This is a genomic window from Ruegeria sp. B10 (genome assembly GCF_056539825.1).
This window is the reverse complement of the sequence record NZ_JBQFVP010000010.1, coordinates 44097-64059: the sequence shown is the minus strand read 5'-3', so window position 1 is coordinate 64059 and position 19963 is coordinate 44097. Positions and strand designations below refer to the sequence as shown.

The 19963-nt window shown below is 60.0% G+C and carries 17 protein-coding genes; 5 read left to right on the top strand and 12 right to left on the bottom strand.

What is annotated here, in order from left to right; genetic code table 11:
- The first annotated feature begins 25 nt into the window (after window positions 1-25).
- A complete protein-coding gene (locus tag ACR0J4_RS14845; protein WP_170641283.1) occupies window positions 26-1408 on the top strand; it encodes an aldehyde dehydrogenase family protein in 1383 nt (460 codons plus the stop codon).
- Entirely contained in the window at window positions 1405-2550 is a 1146-nt protein-coding gene (locus ACR0J4_RS14840; RefSeq protein WP_170641285.1) for an iron-containing alcohol dehydrogenase, read from the top strand. Before ACR0J4_RS14845 ends, ACR0J4_RS14840 begins: the two co-directional genes overlap by 4 nt.
- Window positions 2551-2592: 42 nt before the next feature.
- Here ACR0J4_RS14840 and ACR0J4_RS14835 read toward each other — a convergent pair whose 3' ends face one another.
- Both ACR0J4_RS14835 and ACR0J4_RS14830 read right to left on the bottom strand, forming a co-directional pair.
- Complete coding sequence (locus tag ACR0J4_RS14835; protein WP_170641287.1) at window positions 2593-4998, bottom strand: DUF2309 domain-containing protein; 2406 nt, start codon at window positions 4996-4998, stop codon at window positions 2593-2595.
- Window positions 4999-5013: 15 nt separating this feature from the next.
- Window positions 5014-6564 carry a proton-conducting transporter transmembrane domain-containing protein gene (locus ACR0J4_RS14830; protein ID WP_170641289.1) on the bottom strand — a complete coding sequence of 517 codons (1551 nt, stop codon included), beginning with the start codon at window positions 6562-6564 and terminating at the stop codon, window positions 5014-5016.
- 116 nt (window positions 6565-6680) lie between these two features.
- On the opposite strand from ACR0J4_RS14830, the gene ACR0J4_RS14825 reads away from it, so the two are divergent.
- Entirely contained in the window at window positions 6681-7559 is an 879-nt protein-coding gene (locus tag ACR0J4_RS14825; protein WP_170641291.1) for a LysR family transcriptional regulator, read from the top strand.
- Here the strand turns inward: ACR0J4_RS14825 and ACR0J4_RS14820 are convergent.
- From ACR0J4_RS14820 to ACR0J4_RS14795, 6 genes are all read right to left on the bottom strand, one after another.
- Window positions 7553-9286, bottom strand: a complete 1734-nt coding sequence (locus tag ACR0J4_RS14820; protein ID WP_170641293.1) for a thiamine pyrophosphate-binding protein — start codon at window positions 9284-9286, stop codon at window positions 7553-7555. The two genes, ACR0J4_RS14825 and ACR0J4_RS14820, sit on opposite strands and share 7 nt — an antisense overlap.
- Before the next feature lie 102 nt (window positions 9287-9388).
- Window positions 9389-10300, bottom strand: coding sequence for an SMP-30/gluconolactonase/LRE family protein (locus tag ACR0J4_RS14815; RefSeq protein ID WP_170747330.1), 912 nt, complete (start codon window positions 10298-10300; stop codon window positions 9389-9391).
- Entirely contained in the window at window positions 10297-11271 is a 975-nt protein-coding gene (locus ACR0J4_RS14810) for an ABC transporter permease (RefSeq protein WP_170641297.1), read from the bottom strand. The genes ACR0J4_RS14815 and ACR0J4_RS14810 overlap by 4 nt, the downstream gene beginning before the upstream one ends.
- Window positions 11268-12194: an ABC transporter permease gene (locus ACR0J4_RS14805; RefSeq protein WP_170555060.1), complete on the bottom strand. Its 927-nt coding sequence runs from the start codon at window positions 12192-12194 to the stop codon at window positions 11268-11270. Before ACR0J4_RS14805 ends, ACR0J4_RS14810 begins: the two co-directional genes overlap by 4 nt.
- A gap of 1 nt (window position 12195) precedes the next feature.
- The gene (locus ACR0J4_RS14800; protein WP_170641299.1) at window positions 12196-13665 is read right to left on the bottom strand and encodes a sugar ABC transporter ATP-binding protein; all 1470 of its coding nucleotides are present in this window, start codon (window positions 13663-13665) and stop codon (window positions 12196-12198) included.
- A gap of 4 nt (window positions 13666-13669) precedes the next feature.
- Window positions 13670-14683: a substrate-binding domain-containing protein gene (locus ACR0J4_RS14795; protein ID WP_170641301.1), complete on the bottom strand. Its 1014-nt coding sequence runs from the start codon at window positions 14681-14683 to the stop codon at window positions 13670-13672.
- Between the two features lie 224 nt (window positions 14684-14907).
- Between ACR0J4_RS14795 and ACR0J4_RS14790 the strand changes: the two genes are divergently transcribed.
- Window positions 14908-16098 (top strand): ATP-binding protein, encoded by a 1191-nt coding sequence (locus ACR0J4_RS14790; RefSeq protein ID WP_170641303.1) that lies wholly within the window; start codon window positions 14908-14910, stop codon window positions 16096-16098.
- Window positions 16071-16826 (top strand): response regulator transcription factor, encoded by a 756-nt coding sequence (locus tag ACR0J4_RS14785; protein ID WP_480668714.1) that lies wholly within the window; start codon window positions 16071-16073, stop codon window positions 16824-16826. Before ACR0J4_RS14790 ends, ACR0J4_RS14785 begins: the two co-directional genes overlap by 28 nt.
- 8 nt (window positions 16827-16834) lie before the next feature.
- Here the strand turns inward: ACR0J4_RS14785 and ACR0J4_RS14780 are convergent, their stop codons facing one another.
- From ACR0J4_RS14780 to ACR0J4_RS14765, 4 genes are read right to left on the bottom strand one after another with little or no spacing between them, the layout of a single operon-like run.
- The gene (locus tag ACR0J4_RS14780; RefSeq protein WP_170641305.1) at window positions 16835-17845 is read right to left on the bottom strand and encodes a FecCD family ABC transporter permease; all 1011 of its coding nucleotides are present in this window, start codon (window positions 17843-17845) and stop codon (window positions 16835-16837) included.
- A gap of 1 nt (window position 17846) precedes the next feature.
- Window positions 17847-18797, bottom strand: coding sequence for an ABC transporter substrate-binding protein (locus tag ACR0J4_RS14775; protein WP_170641307.1), 951 nt, complete (start codon window positions 18795-18797; stop codon window positions 17847-17849).
- A gap of 12 nt (window positions 18798-18809) precedes the next feature.
- Window positions 18810-19586 carry an ABC transporter ATP-binding protein gene (locus ACR0J4_RS14770; RefSeq protein WP_170641309.1) on the bottom strand — a complete coding sequence of 259 codons (777 nt, stop codon included), beginning with the start codon at window positions 19584-19586 and terminating at the stop codon, window positions 18810-18812.
- Window positions 19583-19930 carry a DUF1636 family protein gene (locus tag ACR0J4_RS14765; protein WP_170641311.1) on the bottom strand — a complete coding sequence of 116 codons (348 nt, stop codon included), beginning with the start codon at window positions 19928-19930 and terminating at the stop codon, window positions 19583-19585. The genes ACR0J4_RS14770 and ACR0J4_RS14765 overlap by 4 nt, the downstream gene beginning before the upstream one ends.
- Window positions 19931-19963: the final 33 nt, after the last annotated feature.

Genomic DNA, 19963 nt, shown 5'->3' with positions numbered 1-19963 from the left:
CTGTTTTTCGAAAAATGGAGTAACTATGGGGCAGACGTTGAAATGTGTCTCGCCGATTGATGGGTCGGTTTTTGCGGAGCGGGAGGTGTTGTCTCGGAACGCGGCGTTTGAGGTGGCGGCTCGGGCGCGCGCCGCGCAAGCGGCTTGGGCGGCGCGGTCCTTGCAGGAGCGAGTTGATCTGGTGATGGCCGGTGTGGCGGCTGTTGGTGCGATGAATGATGAGATCGTGCCTGAGCTTGCCCATATGATGGGTCGTCCCATGCGCTATGGTGGTGAGTTTGGAGGGTTCAATGAACGCGCCAGCCATATGGCGGAGATTGCTGAAAGCTCGCTTGCTGATATTGCGGTAGGCGAGGATGAGACGTTTCGGCGGTACATCAAGCGTGTTCCGCATGGGGTGGTCTTTGTGGTGGCCCCTTGGAACTATCCCTATATGACGGCGATCAACACGGTGGCTCCGGCGCTGATCGCTGGGAATACCGTGATCCTGAAACATGCCACTCAGACGTTATTGGTGGGTGAAAGGATGGCGCAGGCGTTCCATGCGGCCGGTCTGCCCGAGGATGTGTTTCAGAATGTCTTCCTCAGCCACGATGTGACCCATGATCTGATTGCCGGAAATGCGTTTGATTTCGTGAATTTCACTGGGTCGGTTGGGGGTGGTCAGGCGATGGAGCGCGCGGCGGCGGGCACCTTCACTGGCGTCGGGACCGAGCTTGGCGGAAAAGATCCGGGCTATGTTATGGAGGATGCTGATCTGGATGCCGCCGTGGATACTCTGATCGACGGGGCCATGTTCAACTCGGGCCAATGCTGTTGCGGGATTGAGCGGATTTACGTGCATGAAAGCCTTTTCGACGATTTCGTTGCTAAGGCGGTCGAGATTGTGAAGGGCTACAAGCTGGGCAATCCTCTGGACCCTGAGACGACTCTGGGCCCGATGGCCAATGTGCGCTTTGCCGATGAGGTGCGGGCGCAGATTGCCGAGGCGGTTGCCGCCGGTGCCGTGGCCCATATCGAGACATTCCCTGAGGATGACGGTGGTGCTTATCTGACGCCTCAGATCCTGACCAATGTCACCCATGATATGCGCGTGATGCGTGATGAGAGTTTTGGGCCGGTCGTTGGGATTATGAAAGTGTCGTCGGACGAAGAGGCCATTTCTCTGATGAATGACAGCGAATTTGGCCTGACCGCTAGCTTGTGGACCCGTGACGTGGACCGGGCCGCGCGAGTGGGTGATCAGATCGAAACCGGCACTGTATTTATGAACCGGGCCGACTATCTGGACCCGGGTCTGTGCTGGACCGGCTGCAAGAATACCGGGCGGGGTGGTGGCCTGTCGGTCATCGGGTATCACAACCTGACCCGCCCAAAATCCTACCATTTGAAGAAGGTAACATCATGAGCCTTGTTGGAAACTGGTCCTACCCGACCGCGATCAAATTTGGCGCTGGCCGCATCAAGGAACTGCCTGAGGCCTGTGCGGCGGCAGGGATGAAGCGCCCTCTGCTGGTGACGGACAAGGGGCTGGCCGATTTGCCAATCACGACGGCGACGTTGGATATTCTTGAGGCCGCTGGTCTGGGCCGCGGTCTTTTCAGCGATGTGGACCCGAACCCGAATGAAAAGAACCTCGATGCTGGAGTCGCGTCCTATAATGCGGGTGGGCATGACGGGGTGATTGCCTTCGGCGGCGGCTCGGGGCTGGATCTGGGCAAGATGGTTGCCTTCATGGCGGGTCAAACGCGCCCCGTTTGGGATTTTGAAGATATCGGGGATTGGTGGACCCGCGCGAATGCGGATGTGATTGCGCCGATCATTGCGGTGCCGACCACGGCCGGGACAGGGTCCGAGGTGGGGCGCGCCAGTGTCATCACCAATTCCGAGACCCACGCCAAGAAGATCATCTTTCACCCTAAGGTCCTGCCCACCGTGGTGATCTGCGACCCGGAACTTACCGTGGGTATGCCGAAATTCATCACAGCAGGCACCGGGCTGGACGCCTTTGCCCATTGTGTCGAGGCTTATTCCAGCCCGCATTACCATCCGATGAGTCAAGGCATCGCGCTGGAGGGAATGCGGTTGGTCAAGGACTATTTGCCGCGTGCTTATGCGGATGGCACTGATCTTGAGGCGCGCGCGCAGATGATGAGCGCGGCGGCGATGGGGGCGACCGCGTTTCAAAAGGGCCTCGGCGCGATCCACGCCATGAGCCATCCGATTGGTGCGGTGTTTAACACTCATCACGGCACGACCAATGCGGTCTGCATGCCCGCTGTGCTGGAATTCAACGCACCCGCCATTGCGGATCGGTTCCAACAGGCTGCCGCTTATCTGGGGATCGAGGGCGGCTTCTACGGATTCCAGAGCTTCGTGCAGGAGTTCAACGATGCGCTTGGGATCCCGCGCCAACTGTCGGAACTGGGCGTGACCGAGGACCGGCTTCCCGAGCTGGTCGAAGGCGCGATCATTGACCCCTCCTGTGGGGGCAATCCGATTGAGCTGACGAAAGAGAACCTGACGCAGCTTTTCCACGCCGCTCTTTAGATGAGACGGCCCGGCGGGTTTCCTCGCCGGGCATTTTTATTGTTACTCAGCCGCCATGGCGCTGATCTCGGCCCGCGCCATCGCGACCCATTCCAGATCCTTGGTGTAACGCCAGGCCAGATCGCCGTTTTCATCCATGGCGATTAGGTGCAGCCAACGATTGTCGAACAACTCTTTCACGGTTTCGTTGCGTCTGAGGATGTCATTCATCGCCTCTCGTGGGGCCTCAATGATGACCGACAGCCGAAGCGGATCGTGCTGGAACGTCTCTCCGTCATGTACGGATTGCCAAGGCAAGCCGGGGCGCAACGCGCCGCCGTTTCCCTCGACCACGCCGATGCCGCCAACCACGTTGTGCAGCAATTTGTTGCCGCCGCCGAACAGGCCGGGCGCGACGGTTGAGCCATAGTATTGCAGGCTGATCCAGCTGGCGACCACGACCGGGGCGGTCATGATCAGTTCCAGCACGCCAAAGCCCTCATCCGCGCGCCAGTCATAGCTGTGCAGGAAGGACTGGCCCGCAAGACCCGTGCCATCGGTCCGGGACCGCGGCGCGGCAATGAAGGCGCGGCATCCGGCCAGACCCCATTCGGGGCGCAGCTCAGCCCAATCGGTGGCGCGGCGGGCGATGTCATTGGCCCCTTTGGCACGCGGCAGACGCGCGGCGCGCTCGGACCGGGCCAGTTGTCCGGCCGAGGTCAGCCAGGTTTTCAATTGCGCGATCTGCGCGGCCCACTGACCCGTCGCCTGATCCTGATCGAACAGAGAGACCTTGTCGGTCGTAGTGTGGTGCATCGCCGCCAGAAACAGCGTGTCCGCCGGGATGTCGATCCCCTCGGCGCGCAGCCCTTCACGTACCGCATGATCGTTCAACAAACCGGCCAGAAGGCGGGCGCTGACGTCGCCGGCATGACCGCCACATGCGCCACATTGCAGGGCGCTTTCATGGGGGTTGTTCGTCACATCCGCGCCATGACCGGCGAGCATCACGATACGAGCGAAGTTGCTGGTCAAAGACATCGCCCCAAGGATGACCTTGGCCGAGGTAACACGTGTCGGCAGGTCGATCCCGTCGTCAAGCTTCGGCGCAGGGTCGAACTTTGCGGCCCCGTGGCCCTTGCCCAGAGCGTCGCGCAGCAGTTTGCCCGCATAGACCGGGCCCGTTGCCTCGACAAACGCGAAGGAGGAGACGGCGGCCAGTTTGAACCGGCCCCAGGCCCGTTTGGCCCGTGCGGTGTAACGGCGGTTCAGGTCGGCCTGCGTGCCCTCGGCCGCGTGGGAACACACGTTCGGGTTCAACAGGACCGGCCCCCGTATCTCGGTCACGTCCGAGCCAGCCGCCTTGTGGGCGCTGGCGAGGCCGAAAAAGCCAGCAAAACCAATGGTCTCAATCCCGCTGTCCTGCGACTCCAGTGCGCGGCGGAAGACTTCGGAGCGGACGTCAATGCAAAAGGCCGCTTGCACCTCGGGACGGCCTTCGACCTTGCGCGGCTTACGTGTGCTGAGGGTTTGCGCCAATTTGCGTTGTTGCGCGCGCTCCGAGGCGTCCTGAAGCACCGCGTCGATCACCAGATCGCGAGTCGGGGTGATGGGGGCCTCATGCTGGGCAATGGTTTCGGCCCAGCGATCGGCAATCTGATCGTGGTAAAGACCAAACAGAGCCTCTTCGAATACCATGCGAATGGCCAGCAGTTCGGTGGTGCTTGTATCCGTCTGCCCTTCCAATTCAGCCTGCCATAGCAGATAGCGGGCATATTGCGCCCAACCGCCCAGTGTCATCAGCCAGCGATGGAAGGCGGTGCTGGCCGCCTCAGGGGTGACTCCCAGTGCCTCAGAGGCGCGGCCAATCGCCCGCCATTGCGAGCGGTTGGTGCCAGCCACGAAGGCTCCGAACCCTTTCAGGCCGTGGATTTCCGGGGTCAGATCGCGTGAGGCGAACTCGCGCCACGCGCTATAGGCACCGCCTGTGCGGTTGGGTTGCCACAGGGCCTGACCCTGATCGAAATGGCTGGCGGCCCAGGCCCCGATCCGTTCGTCAATCAGACCCGGCCAGTCAATCCCGGAAACCTCGGCGGCCAGATCGGCAACCGTGGGCAGGGGGGACAAGTCTGCAGTCTCGGACCCGAGCGCGGCTTGCAGATCTTCAAAACTGGGCGCGTCAAAGCGGCTTTCGACGCTGGCGAGGGCATCCCGCAGATCGACCTCAGAAATCTCTCCGCTTGCCAGTTTCTGCGCAAATACCGCCCGGTTCGGAGTGATCCGCGTGCCCGAAACCCGTGCCAACCGGGCGGACGTCACAGCCAGCGTCTCTCGTGTTTGCCCCAGAAATGGGTTCACCGCGACGTTGGAGGCAAGCGGGAACAGCGGCGGGATTTGACGCACCGCGTCATTGGCCAGTGCGACCAGTTCCAGGAGGGCTGCAGGATAGCTTTCGTGCTTCATATACATTTTGAGAAACCCCTCTTAAACGGTCTGGCGCTTGGACCATCCGTCCAGCAGCCGGTCAAAGATTGCGTTGGCATAGAGCCCGTTTGACAGATGCACCCGAATGCCTGCCGCCGCCGGGTGCGAGGCCCAAAGCGGGAAGGTGGATTGCGCCAGGGCCACCGCGCCAAAGCTGATCAGGGCGAGAATGATCAACGTCCATTCCAACGGCCCGGGTGCAGGCGCTGCGGGCAAGGCGCCCTTGGTCAGATGCACGGCGATGATCTGCAAGACGAAGTAGCTGATCGAGGTCACTCCAGCATAGACAACGGTGCGGCGGGTCAACGCGCCGGGTGCGGCATCAGCAAAGCCCTGCGCCAGCAGATAGGCGACGCCGAAGATCAGGATCACGCCAAGGGCAATCGCCTGAACGGATTTGCCGTCTACGCCGAAGGTCATGGCGACGATGCCGTAGATCAGGATGCCGGTGGCAAAGGCCAGCAGCACATTCCGTGCACTTGGCACAGCGACTGGGCCGGGCCGGCGAATTGCAGCGACGTTGCGCACGGCCTCGCCCGCGCTGAGAAACGCATGCGCCTTGTAGAGCGAATGCGCCACGATATGCAGCATTGCCAGCGAGAACAGGGCCAGCCCGCATTGCATGATCATGAAGGCCATCTGGGCAATGGTCGACCACGCCAGAGATGTCTTCACCGCAGGTTGCGTCAGCATCACCAGACCGCCGAACAGCGCGGTGAACCCACCCAGCATCACAAGCAGCGCCATTATGCCCGGTGCTGCCAGCATCACGTCGGCAAAGCGGATCAGCAGGAAACCACCAGCGTTGATGACACCAGCATGCAGAAGGGCCGAGACTGGGGTCGGGGCCTCCATCACCTCGGTCAGCCAGCCGTGGACCGGGAACTGGGCCGAGGCCATGATGGCGGCCAGAGAGATCAGAAGGGCAGCGGCGATGGTCAGTCCGTTGGGTTCAGCTGAAGACAGGAGCGACGCAATGTCCGTGGTGCCATAGGTTGCGATCAACAGGACCACCGCGAGCGCCAACGCGGCTTCACTGATGCGTGCCACAACGGCCTTTTTCCGCGCTGCCCGCTGAGCGGTGGTCCGCTCGGGGTAGAACAGCAGCAGTTGGTGCAACAGCAGGCTGGTCGCAATCCACGAGGCCATCAATTGGATCAGGTTGCCCGACATCACCAGTAACAGAACCGAGGCGAGTGTTGCCGACATCCAGCCGGTGAACGCACCCTGACGGCCCTCGCCATCCATATAGGTGGCCGAGTAGCGTAGAACGATCCATCCGATGAAGCTGACCAGAACCACCATGATGGCGCTGACCGCATCAAGCCGCACGGAAAGGCCAACACCCCAGAACCCGATCAACCCCGAGGTGCCGGGGCCCTGAAGAACCAGCATCAGGGCCGACAGTGCGGCGCCTCCGAAAGCCGCCAATGCCGCCCATTCCGAAAGTCTCGAGACACGGTTTGGCCGCAGTCCCGGGTTGCGGCTGGCATAGTAGGCCGATGCCAGCAAGATCAGCGGGCTGAGCAGAGGTAGAAACAAGTAGGTCATGATGCGCGTTCCTTGTGAGTCCAGCCTGATTTTGCCGGTTGAGCAGGACATATTGCGCAATCCTGTGTATGAAAAATACATTGTTATAGAGATTACGTTCTACTAAATAGAACGATATGCCGCTTAACTATCATCACCTACGTTACTTCTGGGCGGTCGCCCATGATGGCAACCTGACCCGGACAGCCCAGCGGCTGAACTTGTCGCAATCCGCGCTGTCTGTTCAGATCAAAGAGCTTGAGGAGCGGCTGGGTCACCCCCTGTTTGAACGTCGTGGACGCAAGCTGCATCTGACCGAGGCCGGACGTATCGCGCTGGACCATGCGGACGCAATTTTTGCGACAGGGCAAGAACTTGTGGCCACTTTGCAGGATGAAGGCAACGCGCGCACGGCGCTTCGGGTTGGCGCGCAGGCGACCTTGTCACGGAACTTTCAGATTGGATTTCTGCGTCCGATGCTGGCGCGCTCAGATGTCGAGGTGATCCTGCGATCAGGCAATCCCAGCGAGTTGCTTGAGGGGCTAGAGACGCTGAATTTCGATCTGGTTCTCATGAATCACGAGCCTGCCAGCGACAGCCTAACCAGTTTTGAAACGCACCATCTGGCGGAACAACCCGTCAGCATCGTCGGCACGCCGGCGCGACTGGATCCAGAGCGCCCGATCCGGGAACTGTTGGAGGAGCAGCCCTTTATCCTGCCAACCACAAATAGCAGCGTCCGCACGGCGTTTGATTCGATGGCCAGCCGCATGTCCGTCCGACCTCAGATCGCGGCCGAAGTGGACGACATGGCCATGATGCGCCTGCTCGCGCGTGAGGATATCGGCCTTGCGTTGGTGGCTCCGATCGTGGTGCAGGATGAGCTGTCCTCGGGCCGTCTGGTCGAGGCTGAGGAGCATCCCCGCATCAAGGAAAGCTTTCACGCCGTCACCTTCAAACGCCGCTTCCCCAACCCGCTGGTGCGGGAGTTGCTGACCTATAGCCTGCCTCAGTAGAAGTGGGGCAGGTTTTTTGCGCGCGCGACGCGGACCCAATTGGGCACGAAGGGGATGATCTTGTCTTGTGAGGGCACCATCATCTCGATGAAATTCGCGCCGGGATTGGCGATGGCATCGGACAGAATGGGTTCGATATCGACCTCGGAGGTGATCCGGGCGGTTTTGAACCCGAACCCTTCTGCAACCTTGCAATAGTCGACGCGTCCGAAATCGGTGGTCCAAGGCTCATCCACATCGTCGAGCAGGATCGCCTCTCCTCTGATCCAGCCAAACGTGTCGTTGCGGGTCAGGATGACGGTGATGTTCTTGCCGCTGCGCTTGAGGGTTTCCATGTCGCCGATGACGAACCCAAACGATCCGTCTCCGGTAAATGAAATGATCGGGCCGTCATGGGCATAGATCGCGCCGACTCCGGCAGGCATGGAGTATCCCAGTGCTCCCATGGAGTAGTTGGTGATGTAGCGCCGCCCCGGTTTGCGGAACGTCAGCAGCGCCGAAGGATAGATCGCGCTGACGCCGGGCTCAGAAGTGACAATCGCGTCATCGGGCATGATCTGGTCCAACACCTGAGACAGCCTGACCGGTGAGATCGTGCCTTCGGGCATCGGGATGTTCGAGTTGAAGACCTTGTCCAGCGCGGTTTGTTTGATCGGGTTCAGGTCCAGTGGTGTCCGCTGAAGACCAGGATGTTCAGCGTTCAGGATTTCGACCATATATTCGATGGTTGCTCGGGCATCGCCAACAAGGCCGACCTTCAGTGGGAAGGTGTTTCCAACATGCGCCTCGGCAATATCAAGGTGCAGGAAGTTTTTGGTATAGGGATCGCCATAGAGTTTCCAGTGATCCGTTCCGGCGCTGTCGGTGTTCGAGCCGATGAAGAAGATCGTGTCCGCTTCGAGAAGGTATTTGTTCGAATACTCCATCCCGCCGCGGCCACCGATGACGCGTAAGGCCAGTGGATGATCCTCGGGGATTGTGCCTTTGCCGGGTGTGGTGGTGCCGACCGGGATTTGTAGCCGTTCAGCCAGTTCAAGGATCGCGTCCGAGGCTTTTGAGATCAGCGCGCCCTGACCACAGACAATCGCAGGTTTTTGCGCCGCCAAAAGCACGTCGATTGCAGCGCGGATCTTGCCGTGATCCGCGACCGGTCGGTGCGCGGGATAGGTGCTGTAGTCGGGTTCGGCATACAGGTCGGTGATCTCGGCCTCTTCACCGAAGATGTTGATCGGCACGCGGATATGAACAGGCGCTGGACGGCCCGAGGTTGCCACGCGAAAGGCCCTGCGGATCAGGAACGGGATGTCGCGCGCATTGGTCAGTACGAAACTTTCCTTGCAGATGCTGTCATAGAGCTTGGTCTGATCGACGCCGGTCAGTCCGTGCTTCTTGTCCTGATTGATCGGGATGTCCGAGCTGAAATAGATCACCGGCACCGAGCTGAGGAACGCCTCGGTAATGCCCGGAGTGCAGTGGGTCACACCGGGGCTGGGCGCTTCAAGCACGGCAGGGCGGCCTGTGATCTTTGCATAGGCCTCAGCCGCGAAAGCCGCAGTGCGTTCATCGCGGGTCAGCACGAACTCGATCCCGCTATTGGCGCGCCATTCCTTGTACCAACCAATCGTTGTCTCACCGGGCAGACCGAAAACATGGGAAACGCCGTGAAGCTCCAGCATTTTCAGGATGATCTGCGCGCCATTCATGCGCGTCGTATGGGGCTGGTTCATCAGGTGGACCTTCGTTGGTGGCGTGTTTCGGGCAAACCCTTTTGAGGGGGTTTGCGCATATCGCCACCATGTCTAGGCGAGGATCGGAAGTCCAGAATTTGCTTAGCCAACAGCGCCCTTGGTGTTCACGTGAACTGCGTAGACACTGGTGGTTGCAGTGATGAACAGCATATTGCCGCGTGGGCCACCGAAACACAGGTTCGCGACGGTCTCGGGCGTCTTGACCTTGCCGAGCAGCTCGCCGTCGGGCGAGAACACATGCACCCCGTCCGCCGCCGAACACCAGACGTTGTCGTATTGGTCCACACGCAGCCCGTCGGGTAGACCTTGATCAATCGCCGCAAAATCGCTGGGCTCGCCAAGATGGCCGTCCTGCTGGACATCGAAAACCTTCAGAACTGATGGGACGTTCGGATCATGGCTGCTGCCGGATTCGGCGACGTACAGGCGACTTTCATCCTTCGAGAACGCAAGCCCGTTCGGCTGTACGAAATCTCGCGAAACGATGGTGGGTTCCGGACTGTCCGGATCAAGGCGGAAGACAAAGCTGCCCTCCTGTTCGGGCGTGGCTTTGTGACCTTCAAGATCAGAGAGAATGCCGTAAGTCGGATCCGAGAACCAAATCGAACCATCCGAACGGGTGATCACGTCGTTGGGCGAATTCAATCGGCGGCCATCATGATGGTCAGCCATTGTTGTCAGTTGCCCGTCATGTTCGGTCCGGACCACCGAGTGGGTCGCATGCTGGCAGGTCAGCAGCCGCCCCTCGCGATCACGCGTGTTGCCGTTGGAATAGTTCGAGTTTTGGCGGAACAGGCTGGTGCCGCCATGCGGGGTCCAGCGATACATGTGGGCGTTTGGTATGTCCGAGAACAGCAACGTTTCATGCGCGGGAAACCAGACCGGCCCCTCTGTCCAGACATGGCCCGTTGCGATCCGCGCCAGCGTGAGGTTGGAGTGGATCAGGTCCCGAAACACGGGACGGATGACCTCATATGTCTGCGAATGACTCATGCGCTATATCCTTTTCGGCTGGCCAGAGTGACCACACCCACAATCACGAGCCCGGTCAAAATCAGGCGAATTCCAGCGCCCAGACCGTATGAATTCAGCATCGATACGATCAGGAACATGAACAGCGCCGCCCCCCAGATGCCGGGTACGTTCGAATTGCCTCCGCCGATGGACGACCCGCCAATGACGACGACTGCAATGGACATCAGCATGTATTCGGTGCCCATGTTCAGGTTGGCCCCGCCAGAGAAGCTGGCCAGCAGAAACCCCGCCAAGGCGGCACAAACGGCTGAGTTGACATAGATGCCAAAGCGCACGGCGTTCACCGGAATTCCGCTGAGCCTTGCCGCGCGTAGGTTTTGCCCGATGGCCGAGATCCACCGCCCTGCAATCGCGCGCTCGAGCAACAGCCATGCGCAGACGGCCAGCGCTATGCCGACCCAGGCGACATTCGGAACCCCGAACGTCCCGCCCGAGGCGAACTCGGCCAGGGGTTCCGGTGGCTTGATACGCAGCCCCCGGTTCGACCAGATCGCCAGTGATTGGTACAGGAACGAGGCAGACAGGGTTGCGATGATGGGCGGGATACGCAGTATCAGGATCAGCGCGAAGTTCACGATCCCGCAACCGATGCCTATTCCGATTGCAACCAGCAGGCCGGGCAGGATCAGCGCGGACTGCGTGTCCATGAACTTTAGCGCCAAAGTGGCGGCCAATGTCATTGTGGCTGGAACAGACAGGTCGATATTGCCGGGACCAAGCGTAATCACGAGCATCTGTCCGATGCCGACAATAGCCGAGAAGGAGGCAAAGGTCAGCGCCGCATAGAGTAACGACCCCGCCCCGGACCCGGCCAGCAGACTGGTGGCGACAAAGGTAATCCCTGCGGCCAGATAAGCCCAGAGCCACGGTTTCTGAACAAGTGCCCGCAAGGGATTGTGTCCGGTGTCAGGGGTGGTTTGATCACTCATGCCGAGACCTCCTTGCGGACAAAGAACAGTCGCACGGCCAGAACGAGGATCAGGATCGCGCCCTGTGCACCGATCTGCCAATCCGGCGAGAGGCGCAGAAAGGACAGGAAGCTGGCGGCAAGGGTCAGGGTCAGCGCCCCGATAACGGCCCCGAAGGGCGAGACACGACCGCCGACAAATTCGCCTCCGCCAAGGATCACGCCCGCAATCGACAACAGCGTATAGCGTAGCGCGATATTGGCATCCGCCGCAGTGGTCAGTCCGACAAGGCACATGCCTGCCAGCACTCCGAACAGGCCCGCCAATCCATAGGCAGAGGCCCGCAGGCGGACGACCGACCAACCAGCGCGCTCCATTGCGCGTTCATTGCCGCCAACACCCTGAAGAACCACGCCCACCCAGGACCGTTTGATCAACAGATGCACGGCAAAGGCCACGACCAGCGGAGCAATCACGGCAACCGGTACCAGCGGGGTTTTGAAATTCATCAGGGTTTTCAGCCATTCAGGCGATGCTCCGCCGGGTGAGGGCAGGATCAGCACCGCCAGACCGCCCCAAACGAAAGACATGCCGAGGGTTACGACGATTGCGGGCAATCCCCGCAGTTGGATCAAGGCCCCCAGCGCGGCATAGGCCAGAATTGCAGCGGCCAGAATCCCATAGCCCAGCAGAGGCGTGTCATGCACGAAAGTAGCTGTGACACAGGCGCAGAAACTAACAAAAGTGCCGATGGATAGGTCGATGTCGTTGACCATGATGATCATCATCTGCGCAATGGTTGCCAAGGCCACGGGGATCGCCAAATTGAACAGGAGGTTCAGGCCAAAATAGCTCATCGCGCGGGGTTGCAGGTAGAATACGGCCCCCAATAAGACGGCCAGAGACAGAACGGGCAGCAATAGCCGCAAACGGTCGCTGGTCATATCAGGCCTCCTGCATCTGGAAAGAGGCGTTGAGGATGTTCTCCTCGGTGATCGCATCACCTTCCAGCTCGGCGGCAATCTGACCGGCGCGGAATACGAAGACCCGGTCACATTCGAGAATTTCGTCGGTCTCGGTCGAGTACCACAGGAAACTGCGGCCTCTTGCGGCTTCTGTCTGGATCATCTGATAGACGTCTTTCTTGGTGCCCACATCCACGCCGCGCATCGGGTCATCCATCACAACAATCGGCGCGGAGGAGGCCAGCGCGCGGGCAAACAGAACCTTCTGCTGGTTGCCGCCCGACAGGGACAGGATCGGGTTCAACAGATTGTCGGTGCGAATGCCGATACGGTCTTTCCAGGTCTGAACCATGTCTGCCTCGCTGCCGCGATCCACCATCACTTTCCGGCTGAACTCGGGCAGGGTGGTCAGCGAGAGGTTTCGCAGGATCGACCAGAGCGGCATTACTCCGTCTCGCGCGCGGTCTCCGGCGACAAAGACCACCTCGGGCTGGCGTGCAGATATCCATTTTGGGGCGTTGTCGAAATAGATTTGCGCCAGCGCTTCGGCCTGCCCGTGGCCCGCAAGCCCGGCCAGCCCGACGATTTCACCCGCGCGGGCGTTCAGCCCATTTGCTGCCCGTACGACCTCGGCCCCGAGGGTCCGATCTGCCCGCCCGGCGCCCGAGGTGTCTTCATCAGGCGCGACATGCCCCATCGCATCCACGATCGAGGCGCGGGTGAACTGGCTGGCAGGTTGGTCATCAACAATCTGGCCATCTTTCATGACGATGATCCGGGTCGAGACTTCGAAAATCTCACCCATCATATGCGAGATGAACAGCACCGCACCGCCCTTGGCACAGAACCGTTTTATATGGTCCAGCAATTGTTGCGCGATGGCGGCGTCAAGAGACGAGGTCGGCTCGTCCAGAATAACAAGGTTGGGTTCTCGGTCGCGGTCGGCAAAGGCGATGGCGATCTCGACCATCTGACGCTCGGCTATGGTCAAGTTTCCAACCGTGGCGCGGGCGTGGATGCCATGACCCGGAAAGACAAGATCCAGCGCATCGAGCATCTTTTGCCGCGCGACCCGCCGCCAGCCTTTGCGCGGCATGTTGCGATAGGGGATACGCAGGTTCTCCAAAACGGTCAGGTTCGGGCAGAGCGACAGCTCCTGAAACACGCTGCGAATACCTGCATTCTGCGCGTTTTGGCTGTTGCGTAGGGCGGGATCTGCGTTCCGATGGTGGACGGCGCCCTGAGTTTGTGTCAGGCGGCCGTTGATCACATTCGCCAGCGTGGATTTCCCGGCCCCATTGTGGCCGACAAGTCCAACGCATTCCCCTGCGCTGATGCTCAACGTCGCACCACGCAGGGCAAGAACAGGCCCATAGGACAGATGGGCCTGCTCCAGAGAGACAACCGGAGCGGCGGTGGCTCCGGGTCCCGTATTCTCGTCAGTCTTCACGCGCTTACTGGGCCGACGCGATGACGTCTTTGGCCTGATCCTGCGTGTATTCCACGTTGGCGACCGAGCCCTTGGGCGTTGTTTTCAGGGCGTCCTTCAAATCTGCCTGATCGATTCTCAGGAAGGGTACGGTCAGGTCCTTCGGAACCTCTTGCCCATCCAGAATCTGCTGGGCGACCCAAAAGGCCAGCGTGCTGACGCCTGGCGCAATCGACAGAGAGGTTGTCTGATATCCGTTTGCGTCCTGCTCATCCGACCACCACTGAAGTTCGTCCTGACGGTTGCCCATCACAATTGTTGGCATCGGGCGATCCGTAGCCCCGATGGCCTGCGCGGCCCCATAGCCGTCGCCACCCTGGGTCACGACGCCCACGATCTCGGGCAGGCTGGGCAGGATACCGGCGACGGCCTTTTGCGCCACATCCTGCGCCCAATCCCCATGGACCGAGCCCACGATCTCAAAATTGGTGTTCTTTACTTCGTCATGAATACCTGCGCTGATCTCATCATCGACGAACACTCCGGCCAGACCGCGGATCTCCAGCAGATTGCCGCCATCAGGATAGCGCTCGGCCAAGTATTTCACCTGCTCGCGCCCCATCTGCTGAAAGTCGACCGCAATGCGCCACGCGCAGGGTTCCTGAACGATGCCGTCGAAAGATACCACCGTGATACCCGCATCGCACGCAGCCTTGACCGCGCCATTGATTGCGGTGGGTGAGGCGGCGTTGATCACGATCGCATCATAGCCTTGCAGGATCATGTTCTGAATCTGAGCCGCCTGCTCGGTGGCCTGATTTTCCGAGGTCGTAAAGGCGTCAGCAGCGGCGACAACACCATCCGCGACGGCCTGATCTCCGTTTTTCTGCCAGCTTTCCAGCATGGCTTGCCGCCACGAATTACCTGCGTAGTTGTTGGACAGAGCAATGCGTTTGTCGGATGTATCCGCTTCGGCAGCCGGGGCTGTCAGGGTGATGATCCCGGCCGCAGCGCCGAGCAATATGGCCTTTAGTGTCATGTTTTCCTCCCAAAGCGGCCCAAGCGCCGCACGATTTTGGTGTCAGCCTGACGGGGCCGACTTGCCTAAAATTCCTAAAGGACACGCGCAAAGTAAGAGTAGGACGCGCGCATTCCTTGCGGGTTCCCGCAAATAGGCTGCGGCGACCCGCATGACACTCGATCCGCTGGTCGATATACTCGCCCATGCCGGTTGCGGCAGGCTGGCGCTGCGAAAGAGAACACATGGCCAATCTTGCCTATTACTTGCGGATTTCGAACCATCTGGCGGGCAATCTGGATATCAAATCCGCATTGCGGTCGGTCAAATCCGAGATCGTGCGCATTCTGGAAATTGACCATCTGGATGTTTGCCTGATCGACGAGGAAGGGCGGCTTAACACAAGCTATGAGGTCGGCCTGCGCACCAGTTGGAGCCGCACCCGCGCCCCGGTCGAGGTCTCGCCCGTGCGCGATATCCTGCGGGGAGATTGCGACTACATGTTGACCGGAAACGCGCCGGAGGACCCGCGATATGTGTTCGAAGGAGGGGACTATGATCCCATCCTCAAACACAATATGCGCAGCCGGGTGAATGTGGCGATGAAGGTTCTGGGCCGCACGATCGGGTCGTTGAATTGTTCATCCCAAAAGCTTGATTTCTATGATGAACAGGCCGTCGAACAAGTTCGCAATATTGCCGACATTCTGGCCCCGTATTTCTACGCTCTGCGTGCGAATGAACAGGCTCGGCGCGAGGCGATCATGCGGACCGAGGTGCAGGCGCGGGAAGAGGGGCTGCGGCTTGGGGCCCTCAGCCTGACAGACGCGCTAGAATTGGAACGCCAACGGATTGGGATGGATCTGCACGATCAGACTCTGGCCGACATGACGCGGATCAGCCGGGATTTGGAGCGGTGCGAAACGCCTCAGGACTTGGATGGGCTGCGCAGCAGTATGAGGAACTGCATTCAGGGCCTGCGTGAAATCATCGACACCTCGATTCCATCCCTGCTGGAGCTGTTCGGCTTTCAGCATGCCGTACGGACCCATCTTGAACGCGCGATTGACCCGGATGAAGGGGTCGAGATTGACGTTCGTGACCTGTCCGGCGGGATGGTCGACCGGCTGCCGCAAACCAAGCGCATCGCCTTGTTCCGTATCGCACAAGAGGCCATCAACAACGCGGTCCGGCACGCCTCGGCCAGTCGGATCGAGGTCGAGATTGTATGTCAGGACGGGCTGCGTCTTCGCGTGCGGGACAATGGGCGCAGCATGGGAGCGATTGAAATCCGGCAGGCCTCGGGCGGGCTGACGCATATGCGCACCCGCGCCCGGCTGATCGCGGCGCAGTTTGAGATCCGCTACAATAGCGGGACCGAGATTACGGTCTGCCTACCGGCTTCTGAATGCCCGAAAACCGAGGTGTTGGCATGAAGGTTCTGCTGGTCGAAGACGACGCCATGCATGCGAATTACCTGCGAGAGTTGGTTCAGGATGCCTTGCCTGAGGTGACCGATCTGAGCCTCGCCTCGAACGGTCGGGAAGGGGAGGAACAAGCCCGACAGAATGGAGTTGAGGCCATTGTCATGGACCTGCGCATGAAAGAGCGCAATGGGATTGAGGCCGCGCGCACGATTTGGTCGGAACGCCCCGCGACCCGCATTCTGTTTTGGTCCAACTATTCTGACGAGGCCTATCTGCGCGGCATTGCGCGGATCGTTCCGAAAGAGGCCGCCTATGGTTATGTTTTGAAGACGGCCAGCCCCTCACGAATGCATCTGGCCCTGCGCGCCGTTCTGATCGAGGCGCAGATCATGGTGGACCGGGAAATCCACCAGATCCAACGCGAACAGAGCCGCTCGGGTGAGGCGCTGACGGAGGTTGAGTTGGCAATCCTATCCGATCTCGCCCTTGGTTTGCCCGATAAGACCATCGCGCTGCGTCGCAAGCTGGCCCTGAGGACGGTCCAGAACCGACTGCTGTCGATCTATGAAAAGCTGGATGTGGGTGATCTGCCGGTGGATGGCAGCGATATCGCAATCAACAAGCGTGTCCGGGCGGTTTCAAAGGCCATGACTTCTCAGATACTGAACCGTGAGAGCATCTTTTCGGCGGAAAAAGAGCTGGGGAGCTGGCTTGAACGTCGGCAAAACCTGGCATGAAAGCCCAGCTAGTCAGACCGTGAGGATTTGAACAGGTAGAGGAATACAAACAGCGACCCGATCGAGGTTGTGACGATCCCCACCGGCAGCTCCTGCGGGGCCAGAAGTAGCCGGGACAGAATGTCTGAAAGTGTCAGCAGGATGGCCCCGACGACGGCGGATGTGATCAAGAGATTGCGGTGGAGCGTTCCGGCGATGCCTCGGGCGATATGCGGAACCATCAGGCCAACAAACCCGATCACGCCTGCCACCGATACAAAGCTGGCAGTGGCCAAGGCCGCGACCAGAAACATCCGGAATCGCAGGCCTTGTACTGGAATGCCCAGCGTCGAGGCCGTGAAATCCCCCGTCAGAAGCGCGTCGAGCCAGCGGCTGCGATAGAGGGAATAGCCTAGGATCAGGGTCAGCCCTAGCACGACAAGTGGAAAGGTCTCCCACCGGGCCAGACCAAGGCCGCCTAGCATCCAGAAAATGACGGAATGCGCGGCGCGGCTGTCGCCCGCGAAAATCAGATAGTTGGTGATGGCCGAAAACAGGAAAGATACAGCCAGGCCTGCAAGGATCAGCTTTTCCGGAGCGCTGGTGCGCAGGCTTTGAACCAGGGCCAGAACAATGCCGGAAGCGATCAGGCCTCCGCAAAAGGCCGCAAGTGGCAGGGTCCAGATGCCCAGAACATCGCCTGTCACAGTGATGACCAGAACGGCACCTGCAGCGGCCCCGGACGAGAGGCCAAACAAAAACGGGTCAGCCAGATCATTGCGCGTTGTCGTCTGTAAAACGACCCCGACAACACCCAGCCCGGCCCCAATCACAGCCGCAAACAACGCGCGGGGCAGGCGCAGGTCAAAGACGATCCGGTGCAGAGGGGACATGTCGCCCTCAGTCACGCCAGTACCCAGCCCAATCGCGGTGAAAACCTCGGCCAAGGGGATCGGGGTGGTGCCGTAGATCGTCGACAGCAGCAAAAGGGCGGTCAGAATGACCGCCCCCAGCAGGACCGCTTGGCCCGTTTTCGTCATCTCAACTGTTTCCCCGGTGCATCGCCGTTGCCATCTTCTCGATCGCTTCGATGTTTGCCGGTCCCGGTGTCAGCTCTTCGTAACGCAGGCCGATCCAGCGCTCGTTCTTGACTGCATCGGTCTGCGACATCACCGGGTGTTCCTGCAGGAACTTGAAGGTATCCGCCGCGCCGTTGCCGGTTTGATAGTCCAGCAGGACAAGGAATTCGGGGTTCGAGGCGGCGACAGCCTCCCACGAGGTGCGGCCCCAGCTAGTGTCCATGTCATGGGTAACGTTGACGCCGCCAGCCGCTGCGATCATCGCGTCGGGAATGGCATATTTGCCTGCGGTAAAGGGCGCATCGGCCGGGCCGTCCAGCAGGAAGACACGGGGTTTTTCCAGATCGGCGGTTTTGGCTTCGATTGCGGCCAGTTGGTCTTTCCAGCCCGAGACCAGCGCGTTCGCCTTGTCTTCGACCTGCATGACAGTGCCCAGACGCAGTACGTCATCAAACAGCAGGTCCATGCTGGCTTCGGGGCGGTCTTTGTTCAGGTGGATGCAGCTTTCGGTCAGCACCATGGTCTTGATGCCAAAGGGCTCTAGCGTGTCTGGGGTTACATCACCTCCGGGCTTCATGCCGTAATACCAACCGGCGAAGAACATGTCGGGTTCAACCGCGACGAGGTTCTCGACCGTCGGGTATTTCGGAGCGAGTTCGGGAATGTCACCGCGTTGCGCGTCGAAATCGGGGCTGGTCTTGTACCAGCCAGTGATGCCAGTCAGACCAACGATGCTGTCCTGAAGACCCAGTGCAAAGGCCATGTCGGTCATGTTCATGTCATGAACTACGATCCGCTCGGGCTTGGTGTCGAACACCAAAGGTTCACCGCAATTGTCGACGGTGATCTCTTGCGCGGCAGCGCTACCCGCCAGTGCGCTTAGTACCGCAGCGGACAAGAGTTTCAGTTTCATCAATCTCTCCTGTTAAGATGAAAGCTTTCGTTTTCGGATGTCCAGCGCGGGGATCACGCGTCCTTCGTGCTGGAAACACAAATAGTCAACACCAAAAGTCTCGCGCACGCGGTCTGGCGTAAGAACCTCGGCGACCGGGCCGAAGGCCGTCAGCTGCGCGTTCTTCATCAGGGCCACGTGGCTGGCGAATTCGGGGATCATGACCAGATCGTGGACGATCATCACAACCGTCACGCCCAACTCGGCCACCAGAGACAGCATGTGCCCTTTGGCATCCGGGTCCAGATGGTTGGTCGGCTCATCCAGAAACAGCAGCGAGGGGTTCTGCGCCAAAGCCCGTGCGATATGGGCGCGCTGACGCTCTCCGCCGGACAGTTTTGCCATCTGTTTACCAGCCAGATGGGACAGTTCGGTGGTGTCTAATACGCGCTGCAGGTCCGTTTTAAGAGCTTCGGCGGATTTGTCGGCCCTGATCGGGATTTGTCCAAGGGCCACATAATCGCGCAGTTGCAGCCGCCCGTCGGGTATTTCCTGCTGGCCGACAACGGCAATCCGTCTGGCCCGTTCCAGCGACGACAGTTTCCGCAGGCTTTGACCTTGAATACGCACATCACCTAGCGCCAGCTTTGCGACCCCGCACAAGAGGTTGAGAAGCGTCGTTTTGCCCGCCCCGTTCGGGCCAGCAACGGCCAATATCGCGCCTTCCTCAAGCGTGAACGAGGTGTCGCGCAGCAGAACATCGCCGTTCAGGGCGTAGTATTCCAGATTTTCAGCGACCAGAAAGCTCATGCCGTATCCTCCGGTGGCAGGCAGGGCATGCGCGACAGGGTTTTGGCATAGAGCGCCAAAGGACGGGTCGAGGCGCTGGTCCAACCATCCTCGCTAGCCCGGAACTGATGGGCGAACTCGGCCAAAGCGTTCAGATCGGCAGGGGATTGAATATCGCCAAACAGATATTGCGCCTTGCCCTTGGCCTGCAGCCCGACCGTCATTGGTCGGTCGCAACCGGCCATACAGTCGATCAGACGTGTCGAGAACCCCTCGGGCAGCTGGTCGTCCAGCGCTTCTTTTGCCTCATGCGAAGGGATCGGCCCTTTGCAGGTGCCGCATATCAGGACGAAATGATCAGCCATGGCACGCGTTGCCGACTTGAACAAAAGCCGATT